Here is an 11,793-nt window from a genome sequence, read left to right as displayed (position 1 = left end):
CGATTACCTCACCGCGCTGAGGAGGGACTGAAACAAGGTGTTGGACACCGAAATGACCTGCGCAGCCGCTTGATAGGCTTGCTGAAACTTGATCATGTTTGCGGCCTCCTCGTCCAGGTTCACCCCGGATACCGAGTCCCGGGCCTGTTGTGCCTGCTGCAGCAGTGCGGTCTGCGCCTGCTGGGCAATGTTGGCCTGCTGAGTCTGGCTGCCGATATTCGCCACGACTTGCCCGTAGGTGTCGGAGTAGGTGGCCGTGCCCGATGCGAGGAGCGGCTGACTCTGCAGGCCCGCCAGCAACACCGCGTTGCTGTTGTCACCGGACCCGCTGGTGTTATTGGACATGACGAACTGATCGCCAGTGGCCGGAGTCCCGGTGACGGTGAACTGAATGCCCCCGGCCGAAAACGTCTTGCCGCTGTCGACCGTCGGGTCATAGGCGAAACTCCCACTCACAGCGCCTGAATAGTTGAAGACCTTCGCCGTGGCATCATAGGTAAATGTCACGTTGCTGCTCAGGGGTAGGCCGCTGGCCGTCGTCGCAGCGACGTTGGTAAAGCTCCCGGAGCCGGCATTGGTCGGCGTCCCGGTGGAATTCGTAGCGGCATTGATCTGCACCGGGGCCGCCGCGGCGACCTTGCTGGGATCAGTAATTGCCATGCCTATCTGGGCGGCGCCCAGGCGCGTGGGCTGGATCAGGTACTGATCGCCGGCGGCCGCTCCCGGCCCCACCACGATACTCAAGCCATCGGCAACGAACGGGTTGGTCGACGTCCCGGCGCCGGACATTGGAATATTCTTCCCGTCACTAAGCCGGGTCAGGGTGTAACTGCTCCCGTTGTAAGCCAACGTATAGTCTGAAGTCGTTAGATTGCCGACATTGCTGAACCCGACGCTGATCGATCCGCTATTACCGGGATTCGGCAAAACCTGTGGCTGGGGCACGGTAAAGAAATTACCGCCGAGCTGACCATTTAGGTCCATACCCAGTTGCTGCTGCTTGTTGAAGGTACCGGCCAATCCGATAGCGACGCGGCCTAGCCCGTTGAGGGCGGGATCCAGCACGTTCGTACGGAACTGCAGCATGCCGCCCACCTGCCCCCCAGTGATCTGATTGGTCACGACCACCGACTGGCTACCAAAGGTCAGGGTGATGTCCTTCCGGGAAGGGTTCACAGAGTTGTTGACCGTGGCGAGGGTGGCGGCCTTCAGCCCCACCACCAGAGACTGGCCACTTCCAATGGAGACATCCAGTGCTCCATTGCTCTCCGTGCTGGTAGTGACTCCAACCTGCTGGGCGAGCTGGGTTACCAGGGCATCACGCTGATCCAGGAGATCGTTGGGGCTCACGCCCTGGCCCGCGGCCTGCGCGTTGACGATCTGCTGGTTCAACTGCGCGATTCCCTGGGCAAGGCTGGTAATATTCGACGCCGCGTTCGTCAGGTTCTGATTGACGCCGCTGTCCAGGCTGGTGAGCTGAGCACTCAGGGTATTGAAGGTCTGCACCACGGATTGGCCGCTACCCAACAAGGCCTCCCGGGTAGCGGTGGACGTGGGGCTATTGGCCACATCCTGCACGGAATTGAAGAAGTTTTGGACGGCGGTAGTGACACCTGAACCGCTCGTGCCCAACAAATTGTCCACTTGGCTCGACAGCTGGTAGAGCTGCTGCAACTGATTCTGTGCGGAAGTATTGGTCACCACCTGATTGTTAAGAAATTGATCGTAGACGCGCTGAACCCCGCTCACCTGCACACCGCTACCGATGTAACCCGCACCGGTAAACTGCGCCTGCTGGGGAGTCAGATTCACCCGTTGGCGGGAATAGCTCGGCGTATTGACGTTAGCTATATTTTGGCTAACGGTATTCAGCAACGTCTGGTCCGCGAGGAGCGCGGAGGCCCCGATACTCAGCAGGTCGGCCATTTCAGCACTCCTCCGGGAGTCCCGTCCGATAGAGGTGGACGTCAAATCGGTATTTCACGGCAGCCCCTACGGTTTTCCGCTCGTCCTTCAGATTAACGGCCGACCGTCGGTCTCCTTGAGGGACGATAGGGCATCCCGCAGGGTCGCGCCTCCCAATACGCCCTGGAGTTTGGCGGCATAGTTGGGGTCGGTAGCGTAACCGGCCTCCTGCAGGGCGGTGGCAAAGGCCACCGGATCCCCGCCGCTGGCTAAGGCCTGCTGATAACGTGGGCTCTGCTTGAGCAAATGGACATAGTCCGCAAAGCTTTCGGCATAGGACCCGTAGGCCCGGAACGGCTCCACGCGGCGCACCGCGGTTCCGTCCTGGTACTCCACGGTGGAAACTCCCACGCTGGGGCCACTCCAACCGGAACCGGCCTTGATCCCAAACAGGTTGTGGCTACTGAGTCCGTTCGGATGGTGGATGACCGCGCTCCCCCAACCCGTCTCGAGCGCCGCCTGCGCCAACAGCACCACTGGGCTGACCCCCAAGGCCGCCGCCGCGGTTTGCGCCAGCGGCCACACCTTGTGTACGAAGGCAGCCGGGCCACTGGAGGGGCCTCCCTCGGGGGGACTTCCCGCGGGCACGTCGGTCGCTACCGTCCCCGGTGTCCGTACCTGAGGTCCCAACGGAAAGGCGCGTTGCTGTTGCCGATGTAGGGGTAGCCCCTTCCGTACAGACGCTCTCAACAGGCTGATGCCCGCGCCGGACACCGCGCCCGGCTGCACCTTGTCGGCGTGGTGGCCCCCGAGCTGTTCCACCAGCAACTTCGCCAAGCCCAGCCCGGAATTCCGGGACATGGACAGGGCCAGTTGCTGATCCGCCAGTCCCTGGTAGAAGCGGGTCTGATCGTTATCCAACAGGCCATGGCCCAGGCCCTCCGTGGCCTTGCGCATGCTCTTCAACATCATTTGGAGAAACAGCGCTTCGAACTGGCGCGCGGCCTGTGCCACCGCGCCGGGCGAATCCCGACCTGCCTCCGCCTTCAATCGGTTGAGGCCCTGGAAATCCAGGTAGACCCCAGGATCCACCATCGGCGCAGTCATGACGCGGGCTCCGGTGGACCGTTATGCCTGGCTCCCATACCTCTGGCACCGCACCTAGAACGCATCCGTATGTCCATCGACTAGGATTAAATGACGATCAGTTGGGCCCGCAGCGCACCCGCCGCGTGCAAGGCCTCCAGGATCGCGACCAGATCGCTGGGTGTGGCGCCCACCTTATTGATGGCCCGCACCAAGTCGTCCAACGTCACGCCCGGCTTGAGCACAAACAACCGCCGCTTCTGCTCGGTGATCTGGATACTGGTCTGCGGGACTACCTGGGTGGTGCCGTTGGAAAGCGGTCCGGGCTGGCTCACCAGGGGTTGTTCGGAGATGGTCACCGAAAGATTCCCGTGCGCCACCGCCGCCGGCAATACCATCACCCCGCTGCCGATAACCACGGTGCCGGTGCGCGCGTTAATGATCACCCGCGCCGGGACCGTTCCGGGGTGGACCTGGATATTTTCGATCATCGAGACGAAGGCTACCCGCTGCGCCGCGTCTGTAGGCGCGTTCACGCGGATCGAGCTGCCGTCCACCGGCTGCGCCGTCCCCTCCCCGATCGCCTTGTTGATTGCCTCAGCAACCCGGTACGAGGTAGTAAAATCCGGGCTATCCAGGTTCAACTGGACGGTGTTACCCGCATCGAAGGATGTGGGCACCGAACGTTCAACCGTCGCGCCGTTGGGAATGCTTCCCACGCTTGGGATGTTCACCGTCACGCTGGAACCACTGCTACCCGACGCCCCAAAACCGCCCACCAGCAGGTTGCCCTGAGCGATGGCGTAGACCTGTCCGTCGGCCCCATGCAACGGTGTCATCAACAACGTACCGCCGCGCAGGCTCTTAGCGTTGCCGATCGATGAGACCGTCACGTCGATCGCCTGTCCCGGCTTCGCGAACGGTGGCAGCTCCGCGCTCACCGACACCGCCGCGATGTTCTTGAGCTGCGGGTTGGCGTTGGGCGGAAGCGTGACTCCGTACTGGGTCAGCATATTCATCAGGCTCTGGACCGTGAACGGCGCCTGGCTGGTCTGATCTCCAGTACCGTCGAGCCCGACCACAAGACCGTAGCCGACCAGCTGGTTGTTGCGTACACCGGCCACCGACGCGAGGTCCTGCACGCGTTCGGCCAAGGCCGGCGCCGCGGTCATAACGAGCAGCATGAGCAGGGAAACACCGGCCGCGACCCGTGCCCCGAATCCAGTGCCGGGCATGCGCCACTCGCCGCGCGTACCGGGCCCACCACCAGCAATCCGGGTGTCTACGGTCATCTCGTTCGCCTCGCATCTGTTTAGGGCGGCATCCATTGGACCGGAAACCTCAGAACGGCCAGAAAACACTTATAAAGAAGCGCGACAGCCACCCCATCTTGCTGGCATCGGCCACCACGCCCTTCCCGCGATAGGTGATCACGGCGTCGCCCACCCGCGTGGACAACACCGTGTTGTCGTCCTGCACATCGACCGGACGCACGATGCCTTGGATGTGGATCACCTCGTCACCCTGATTCAACGTAAGGTGCTTGTCACCCTCCACTACCAGATTTCCGTTGGACATCACGTGTGTGACCATCACCGTGATATTCCCGGTCAGGCTGTTGCTCTGGCTCGTGTCTCCGGCACCCGCGAAGTTATTCGAAGAAGAAAGGGAATTCGCCAAATTGTTATTGCGGTTGGTAAGGAGCGGGAGCAGTCCCGGCGCGGCGAACTGCACCGGAGAGCCCAGGATAGTCGGATTCGCGATATCCACGGTGTCCGTCTTCTTGGCGGTGGTGCTGGCGCTCTTCGATGCCTGGGTATTCTCCGCCAGGACTATGGTAAGCAAATCTCCAACCCGCCGTGCCTTCGGGTCCTCGAAGATCCCGACACTATAACCCGCCTGGTAGATCGCTCCGTTCCTCTGCGGCGGAGGAATTTTCGGCAATTCCATCGGTTTGTAGGCTTCCGGGTGGGAGTACGGCATCGACGCGCACGCCGAGGCCAGCACCGCCGTCAGCAGGATTGCCGCCAAGCGCAAAATCCGAAAATGTCTGTCAGCACCCATTCCAGTTCCCTGTTTGTCGCGATGGCAGCATCTAACCAAAGAAAGGGGGTCATCCTTGACCACCAATTGCGTCCTGCAAACCCCTAGTGCCAGCTCCCTGCCGACTACCGCCTTAAAGGTTGGTACTGGCGAACTGCAACATCTGGTTCGTGGTGGAGATCGCCTTGGAGTTCATCTCATAGGCGCGTTGCGTCTCGATCATGTCCACCAGCTCTTGCACAACGTTCACGTTGGAACTCTCCAGAGAGCCCTGTACCACAGTCCCGAGGCCGGATAACCCGGGGTTCCCACTCTGCGCGGTGCCACTGGCCGCCGACTCCAGGTACAGGTTGTCCCCCATGGGCTGCAGGCCCGCCGGGTTGACGAAATCCGCGAGTTGCAATGACCCGAGCTGCGAGGGGCTCGCCTGCCCGGGCAGGCTTACACTCACCGTGCCGTCGGTCCCGATGGTGACGCTCTGGGCGTTGCTGGGGATCGTGATCGACGGCTGCACCGTATACCCGCTGGAGGTAACCAATTCGCCCTGGGAGTTCACCTGGAAGGTACCGTCGCGCGAATACGCCGTAGTCCCATCCGGCAGGAGTACCTGGAAAAAGCCCCGCCCCTGAATCGCCAGATCCAGCGGGTTTCCGGTCTGTACCAAGTTGCCCTGAGTGAAGAGCTTCTCGGTAGCTACCGGCCGGACGCCAGTTCCCAGCATCAACCCGGACGGCAGCTGCGTATTCTGGGAGGTCTGCCCACCGACTTGGCGCACGTTCTGATACAACAAGTCCTCGAATACGGCTCGGGTCTGCTTATAACCCATGGTATTGGCATTCGCCAAGTTGTTCGCAATCACCGTCATGCGCGTCTGCTGCGCGTCGAGCCCGGTCTTCGCCACCCACAATGCTGGGGTCATCGCATCTCTCCTGAAATCGCTCTGTCTAATCCCGCGGCGCGCTAGTCTACTGGATCACCATCAGCTGCGTCGTGGCTGCGTCGTTCTGACGTGCCGTACTCATTACCTTCACCTGCATCTCATATGCCTGTGCCAACTCGATCATATTGACCATGGCGTTCACCGGGTTGACGTTGCTCGTCTCCAGGGCGCCGGATATCAGTTGTACGTTTGCGTCCGGCGGAACCGGCTTCCCGCTACGACTCACGAACAGGCCATCGGCGCTACGTTGCAGATCGGACGGGGAGGGATTCACCAACTTGATCCGGTCGACTACCGCCAACGTATTCGGCTGCTGCCCCAGGGGAACCACCGACACCGTCCCATCACGTCCGATCGCCAGCTTCTGGTGAGGCGGCACCGCAAGCGGCCCCCCGTTGCCCAACACCGGAAAGCCGGTGCTTGTCTCCAAGATCCCAGCCGTGGTGATGCGCAGGTCGCCGGCCCGCGTATAGGCCTCGGAACCGTCCGGTGCCTGCACCGCGATCCAACCGGGACCGCTCACGGCGACATCGAGGGTACGGCCCGTGGACTCGAGAGTGCCGCTGGAATAATTCACCCCCGGACTCTCCGCCATCGCATACACACGGCTCGGATAGCCTGGCCCGAAAACCGGTTGACTGCGGAACGCGGACAACTCGGAACGGAAGCCGGTCGTATTAGCGTTAGCCAGATTCTGGCTGTTCGCCGCTTGCGCCAGCATCGTCTGCTGGGCACCGGACATCGCGATATAGAGTACACGGTCCATGGAAACTCTCTTATGCCTGCTTGCGTTCCAAGATCATCGTTAACGCATATTGATGATGGTCTGGGTGAGGGTATCCGCGGTGGTAATCACCTTGGCGTTCGCCTGGAAGTTACGTTGTGCGATGATCATGTTTACCAGCTCCTTGGTAATGTCGACATTGGAGCTCTCCAGCGCGCCGGACTGGACGTTACCGAAGCTCGCGGTGCCGGCTTGCCCCAGTAGACGGGACCCAGAAGCGAAGGTTTCCGCCCAACTGGTGTTCCCGAGCTGCTGCAGACCCTCGGGGTTGGCGAAGTTGGCCAGGGCCAGCTGACCCAGATTCTGAGACTGCCCGTTGGTGAATTGGGCCTGTACCACTCCGGTGCTGTCGATATTGATGCCACTCAGCCGGCCGGCTGCGTAACCGTCCTGGGTCAGCGAATTCACCGCGAATCCGGCACCAAACTGGGTCGTGTTGGAATAGTCCAGGGTCGGAGTGATCCCGGTGGTCGGATCAGTACTGTAGGCAATCTTTCCACTCGCCGGACTGGTCAACTGGCCGCTGCTGTTGAACTGCAGGGTCGTCGCGGGGCTTCCGCCACTGGTCAACTGATTGCCGTCGATGTAGAGATAGGCTTGCCACTGATTTGGCGTCGACGTCTTCACATAGTAGGTACTCGCCGTGTGTGCGGTGCCCAGCGAATCGTACATGGTGATGGACGTGGCTTGGTTATAGGTACTGGGGTTGGTCGGACTGAAAGGCGTCGTGGTCGGCGGTGTCGCGCCCGCGGGCAGATTCAGGCCGAGGCTCACGTTGGCGGTCGCCTTCGGGGTGCCAAGTGTATTGGCCAGCTGCAGATCGCTCAGGGTCCCGGTGTTGAAGGTCCCGGGGAGGCTCCCAGGAGGGAACACCTGCAAATGATCCCCAGCGGGGTCGACCACGTAGCCATTATTATCCACGCTGAAGCTACCCGCGCGGGTATAGGCCAAACTTCCATTGTTGCTGACGGTAAAGAAACCCTGTCCACTGATCGCCAGATCCAGATTCTTGCCAGTGGACTGGATATTACCCTGATCGAACTGCTGGGCGACCTTCTGCAGACGCACGCCGCTACCGATGGCCGTGGAACTGATCCCCTGTGCACTAACCGCGTAAACATCACCGAATTCGGCGCGCGAACCCTTGAAGCCGACGGTACCGGCATTGGCGATGTTATTGCCGATGGTGTTCAGATCGGACGATGCCGCGTCCAACCCGCTCAATGCTATCCCGAATGCCATGATCGCTTACCTCTACAGGTTGATCACATGATCTGCTGAACGTCCGACAATGCGACTGGACCGATCCCTCCCAGATTCAGGGTCAAGCCGCTGCCACTGCTACCCAGAATGACGCTGTCCACCGGCGCGGCGATGAGGGTCTGTAGCGCCGTCGACGTCCCGCCAATATTCGCCGCGGTTTGAACCTGATACTGGCCAGCCGGGGCCTGACTGCCGTTATCCTCAATACCGTTCCACTGGAAATTCGCGAACCCGCCCACCGGGGTGTCGAGGCTCATACTGCGTACCAGTTGCCCACTCATGTCGTAGATCTTCACGGTTCCGCCGGTCGCGCCGGCCGGCATCGTGACGGCCCCCTGCAGTACGCCGCCGGTCGATAACAGGCCCGTGTTCTGGGGAACCAGCGCCGTGCGCCCGACTAGGCTCGACGCCTGCAGGGCCTGGCTCGAGGACAAGGTATTGGACAGCTGCGTGAGCGACGTCTGCAGGCCCTGTATCCCGGATACCGTCCCGAACTGGGCCATCTGACTCAGAAACTGGCTATTGTCCATGGGCTGCAACGGATCCTGATTCTGCAGCTGAGTAGTCATGAGCGTTAGAAAAGCGCTCTGCCCCAGTTGCGCCGAGTTGCTGCTCGCCGCGGGCGGCGGGGTCTGAAGCAGGCCCAGTTGCTGCAAGGTTGCGGTGTTGATGGCGGATGTCATTTCGAAACTCCTTCAGGCCCAGTGTAAACTCACTGCCCCAAGCGCAAGGTGTTCAATAAAAGCTGCTTGGAGGTGTTGAGCACCTGCACGTTGTCCTGGTAGGTGCGTGATGCCGAGATCATATCCGCCATCTGCTCGATGGTGTTGACGTTCGGCAGGTGGATATAGCCGTTCTTGTCCGCCAGGGGATTGCCCGGAGAGTAGCGGCTGCGCAGCGGCGCTTGGCTCTGCACGATGCCGGCCACCCGTACCCCAACCGCGGACCCATCTCCGTCGGGACTGTAGACCGCCGAAAACACCGGCATCCGCGCACGATACGTCTGACCCGTGCTGCTGGCGGCGCTGTCGGCGTTGGCAAGGTTGCTGGCCACCACGTTGAGGCGCACAGACTGCGCGCTCATTGCGGAACCGGCCACATTGAAGACGTTGAGTAAGGACATGGCTTAAGTTCCCATAATGGCGGTCATGATCGTCTTGATCCCGCCGGTCAGGAATGTGAGACTCGCCTGATACTGAACCGCGTTGCGCGAGAACTCGGCCTCTTCCTGCTGGGTGTTCACGGTATTCCCGTCCAGGGAAGGCTGGGTGGGCACCCGGTAGAGCAGCGATACGCCACCGAATCCCGTCGCCGAGGGCTGAATCTGATCGGCGTGGGTGACCGTAAGCGCCATGGGCGGCTGTGATCCGGCCGACCCGCTCATTCCCTGCGCCTGTTCAAGGAGCGCCTTGAAGTCGATATCCCGCGCCTTGTAGTTGGGCGTGTCTGCATTGGCGAGGTTGGACGCCAGGATCTCCGCGCGTTTGCCCCGCAGCAGCAGCGCCTGGGCATGAATGCCGAACACCTGATCTAGACTGAACGCCATGACACCCTCCATTCCCTTCAGCTCAAATAAAGCAATGCCCGTGCCAACTTGACAGGCGATTGAATCGAAAGGGTTTCAGTGGGATGGAGGAAGAGACAAGCGAGGTCCAGGCGGCAAACCCAGGCCGCTAGGCGGCAATGCTTGGAAGCTCACGGACCCCGCGGACCTTCAGCGCAGGGGACGGGACGGGTCCTTCAGCCGGTAGACGATACCCCCGCCGACGCGCACCATCTGAAACGATGAGGCATGGTTGGCCAGGGATTCAGACGCGCCCATGACCATGTAGCCCCCGGGATTCAGCACCCGGATCATGCGTTCCAGGATGTCACGGCGGGACTGCGCCGAGAAATAGATCAACACGTTGCGACAGAAGATCACGTCGAAATTGCCCATGAGGGTATAGGGCTTGAGCAGGTTCAGGTCCATGAACCGGACCCGCGCCCGGATCTCCGGATTGATCTCCGAGCCGAATCCCCGGCGCTTGAAATACCGGTCACGCTGCTCGGCCGGTAATCCCCGGGCAAGGTCGCTCTCATGGTAGAGCCCGGAACGGGCCTTCTTGAGCATGGTGGGAGAAATATCCGTCCCGACCACCTGCACCCCGGATGGAAATGCGCCGGGACGGGCGCGCAGGTACTCCTGAATCACGATACTGATGGAATAGGGCTCCTGGCCCGACGAACAAGCGGCAGACCAGAGCCGCGGCATCACGCCGGGACGCTTGTCCAGCTCCGGCAGAATGGTATTGGCGAGGATCTCATAGGGATGTCCGTCCCGGAACCAGTAGGTCTCGTTGGTGGTCATGGCATCGACCACCCGCTCCCGCAGCCCAAGCCCGAGCCCCTTGCGCAAATGCCCCAGCAACTCGCCCACGGATCCGTACCGGAACTCCTCCAGCAACGGCCGCAGGCGCGTGGTCAACAGATATTGCTTTTGGTCTCCCAGCGCGATGCCGCAGGATTCCTCCAGAAACGCTCGGAAGTCCTCGTATTCCGTCTCGGTGAGGCCGGTATCGTTCAAGTCTTCGATCCCTGACACGAAGCCTGTTGCGTGCCTATTATCGTGGCTGGGACCGCTTTCCATCGAGGGTAGACGTCACGCTGCGACGGGGTATCCAAGCGCGGCGGCCGCGCTACGGCGCCGGGGGGCCGCCACGCACCGCGGTGACCGCGATCAGGTTCCGCGGTCGTCGGGATCAGGCGGCGGAGTCCCGGGCACTGGCGTCATGAATCCGGTTCAACACTACGTCAGCCAATTCGTCGGGTTGGAATTTGGCCAGGAAGCGGTTGGCACCCACCTTCTCCACCATGGCGCTGTTGAATACACCACTCAGAGAAGTATGGAGCAGCACGTAAAGATGCTGCAGGCGCGGATCGCTACGCAATTCCGTTGTCAGGGTATACCCGTCCATCTCCGGCATCTCGATGTCGGACACCACCATCACCGTACGCTGGAAACGCGGGTCCTGCGCATCCGCCCACCCGCGGAGCAGTTCGAGCGCGAGCCGACCGTTATCAGCGAGGGTGCATTCTACGCCGATCTGCTCCAGCGTGCGACGAATCTGCCGACGCGCCACGAGGGAATCGTCCACGGCCAGCACATGGGCCTGGGTCACCGCCACGTCCCGGGGCGCCTCTGCCATCAGGGCGGAAACCGGAGCCGGCACACCAACCACGTCGGTCAACACCCGCTCCACGTCGATGATCTCGACCAGATCCTCATCCACCTGGGTCACCGCCGTCAGGAAGCTCGCCTCCCCACCGGCCCCGCGCGGTGGCGGCCGTACGTCTTCCCAGCGCAGATTGACGATGCGGTCCACAGCACTGACCAGAAAACCCTGTACCGACCGGTTGTATTCCGTTATCACGACGAAGCGGGGCTCCGTCGTCGTCAACGGGCCGGCGCCGATGGCGAGAGCCAGGTCCAATACCGGAAAGGTCCTGCCGCGTACATGAGCCACACCGCTGACCACCGGATGGGACTTCGGCAAACGGGTCATCACCGGACAGGGCAACACCTCCTGAACCTTGAACACGTTGATTCCGAATCGCTGTTTGCCGCCTAAGCGGAACAACAGCAGTTCGAGCCGGTTGCGCCCCGCGAGTTGGGTCCGCTGGTCGACGCTATCCAGGATGCTCGCCACCCTTCACCTCCTATTCTGGCCCACCACCGGTATCGGCGCGGTCTTTAATTCCTTTACTGGTACGCCGTGACGGCATGGAATAT

12 protein-coding genes are annotated in these 11,793 nt (G+C 61.5%); all 12 read right to left on the bottom strand.

The genetic code is table 11. The features are described 5' to 3' along the window. Nucleotides 1-3 precede the first annotated feature (3 nt). Nucleotides 4-1,926, bottom strand: coding sequence for a flagellar hook-associated protein FlgK (locus B7Z66_05275; protein ID OYV77255.1), 1,923 nt, complete (start codon nucleotides 1,924-1,926; stop codon nucleotides 4-6). An 87-nt stretch (nucleotides 1,927-2,013) separates the two neighbouring features. Beyond that, the gene (locus B7Z66_05270) at nucleotides 2,014-3,012 is read right to left on the bottom strand and encodes a flagellar rod assembly protein/muramidase FlgJ (GenBank protein OYV77254.1); all 999 of its coding nucleotides are present in this window, start codon (nucleotides 3,010-3,012) and stop codon (nucleotides 2,014-2,016) included. A gap of 86 nt (nucleotides 3,013-3,098) precedes the next feature. Then, nucleotides 3,099-4,226: a flagellar biosynthesis protein FlgI gene (locus B7Z66_05265; GenBank protein ID OYV77324.1), complete on the bottom strand. Its 1,128-nt coding sequence runs from the start codon at nucleotides 4,224-4,226 to the stop codon at nucleotides 3,099-3,101. A 106-nt stretch (nucleotides 4,227-4,332) separates the two neighbouring features. Then, nucleotides 4,333-5,055, bottom strand: coding sequence for a flagellar basal body L-ring protein (locus B7Z66_05260; GenBank protein ID OYV77253.1), 723 nt, complete (start codon nucleotides 5,053-5,055; stop codon nucleotides 4,333-4,335). A 112-nt stretch (nucleotides 5,056-5,167) separates the two neighbouring features. Further along, a complete protein-coding gene (locus B7Z66_05255; protein ID OYV77252.1) occupies nucleotides 5,168-5,953 on the bottom strand; it encodes a flagellar basal-body rod protein FlgG in 786 nt (261 codons plus the stop codon). Between the two features lie 46 nt (nucleotides 5,954-5,999). Further along, complete coding sequence (locus B7Z66_05250; protein ID OYV77251.1) at nucleotides 6,000-6,740, bottom strand: flagellar basal-body rod protein FlgF; 741 nt, start codon at nucleotides 6,738-6,740, stop codon at nucleotides 6,000-6,002. Nucleotides 6,741-6,779: 39 nt separating this feature from the next. Further along, nucleotides 6,780-8,000, bottom strand: a complete 1,221-nt coding sequence (locus B7Z66_05245) for a flagellar hook protein FlgE (protein OYV77250.1) — start codon at nucleotides 7,998-8,000, stop codon at nucleotides 6,780-6,782. A 23-nt stretch (nucleotides 8,001-8,023) separates the two neighbouring features. Continuing rightward, nucleotides 8,024-8,704, bottom strand: coding sequence for a hypothetical protein (locus tag B7Z66_05240; protein ID OYV77249.1), 681 nt, complete (start codon nucleotides 8,702-8,704; stop codon nucleotides 8,024-8,026). A gap of 29 nt (nucleotides 8,705-8,733) precedes the next feature. Then, nucleotides 8,734-9,144, bottom strand: coding sequence for a flagellar basal body rod protein FlgC (locus B7Z66_05235; protein ID OYV77248.1), 411 nt, complete (start codon nucleotides 9,142-9,144; stop codon nucleotides 8,734-8,736). Between the two features lie 3 nt (nucleotides 9,145-9,147). After that, nucleotides 9,148-9,567, bottom strand: a complete 420-nt coding sequence (locus B7Z66_05230; GenBank protein OYV77247.1) for a flagellar basal-body rod protein FlgB — start codon at nucleotides 9,565-9,567, stop codon at nucleotides 9,148-9,150. Nucleotides 9,568-9,735: 168 nt separating this feature from the next. Beyond that, nucleotides 9,736-10,650: a chemotaxis protein gene (locus B7Z66_05225; protein ID OYV77246.1), complete on the bottom strand. Its 915-nt coding sequence runs from the start codon at nucleotides 10,648-10,650 to the stop codon at nucleotides 9,736-9,738. A gap of 112 nt (nucleotides 10,651-10,762) precedes the next feature. Continuing rightward, nucleotides 10,763-11,710 carry a chemotaxis protein CheW gene (locus B7Z66_05220; protein OYV77245.1) on the bottom strand — a complete coding sequence of 316 codons (948 nt, stop codon included), beginning with the start codon at nucleotides 11,708-11,710 and terminating at the stop codon, nucleotides 10,763-10,765. Between the last annotated feature and the right edge of the window lie 83 nt (nucleotides 11,711-11,793).

Source organism: Chromatiales bacterium 21-64-14, from assembly GCA_002255365.1.
In the GTDB taxonomy this organism is placed as follows: Bacteria; Pseudomonadota; Gammaproteobacteria; order 21-64-14; family 21-64-14; genus 21-64-14.
Note: the sequence above shows the minus strand (reverse complement) of the source record. Positions and strands in the feature narration are given on the sequence as shown.

Bases quoted from the DNA above. Each gene is read 5' to 3' on its own strand.
- B7Z66_05275 (OYV77255.1), bottom strand. From the start codon at position 1,926: ATGGCCGACCTGCTGAGTATCGGGGCCTCCGCGCTCCTCGCGGACCAG.
- B7Z66_05270 (OYV77254.1), bottom strand. From the start codon at position 3,012: ATGACTGCGCCGATGGTGGATCCTGGGGTCTACCTGGATTTCCAGGGC.
- B7Z66_05265 (OYV77324.1), bottom strand. From the start codon at position 4,226: ATGCCCGGCACTGGATTCGGGGCACGGGTCGCGGCCGGTGTTTCCCTG.
- B7Z66_05260 (OYV77253.1), bottom strand. From the start codon at position 5,055: ATGGGTGCTGACAGACATTTTCGGATTTTGCGCTTGGCGGCAATCCTG.
- B7Z66_05255 (OYV77252.1), bottom strand. From the start codon at position 5,953: ATGACCCCAGCATTGTGGGTGGCGAAGACCGGGCTCGACGCGCAGCAG.
- B7Z66_05250 (OYV77251.1), bottom strand. From the start codon at position 6,740: ATGGACCGTGTACTCTATATCGCGATGTCCGGTGCCCAGCAGACGATG.
- B7Z66_05245 (OYV77250.1), bottom strand. From the start codon at position 8,000: ATGGCATTCGGGATAGCATTGAGCGGGTTGGACGCGGCATCGTCCGAT.
- B7Z66_05240 (OYV77249.1), bottom strand. From the start codon at position 8,704: ATGACATCCGCCATCAACACCGCAACCTTGCAGCAACTGGGCCTGCTT.
- B7Z66_05235 (OYV77248.1), bottom strand. From the start codon at position 9,144: ATGTCCTTACTCAACGTCTTCAATGTGGCCGGTTCCGCAATGAGCGCG.
- B7Z66_05230 (OYV77247.1), bottom strand. From the start codon at position 9,567: ATGGCGTTCAGTCTAGATCAGGTGTTCGGCATTCATGCCCAGGCGCTG.
- B7Z66_05225 (OYV77246.1), bottom strand. From the start codon at position 10,650: ATGGAAAGCGGTCCCAGCCACGATAATAGGCACGCAACAGGCTTCGTG.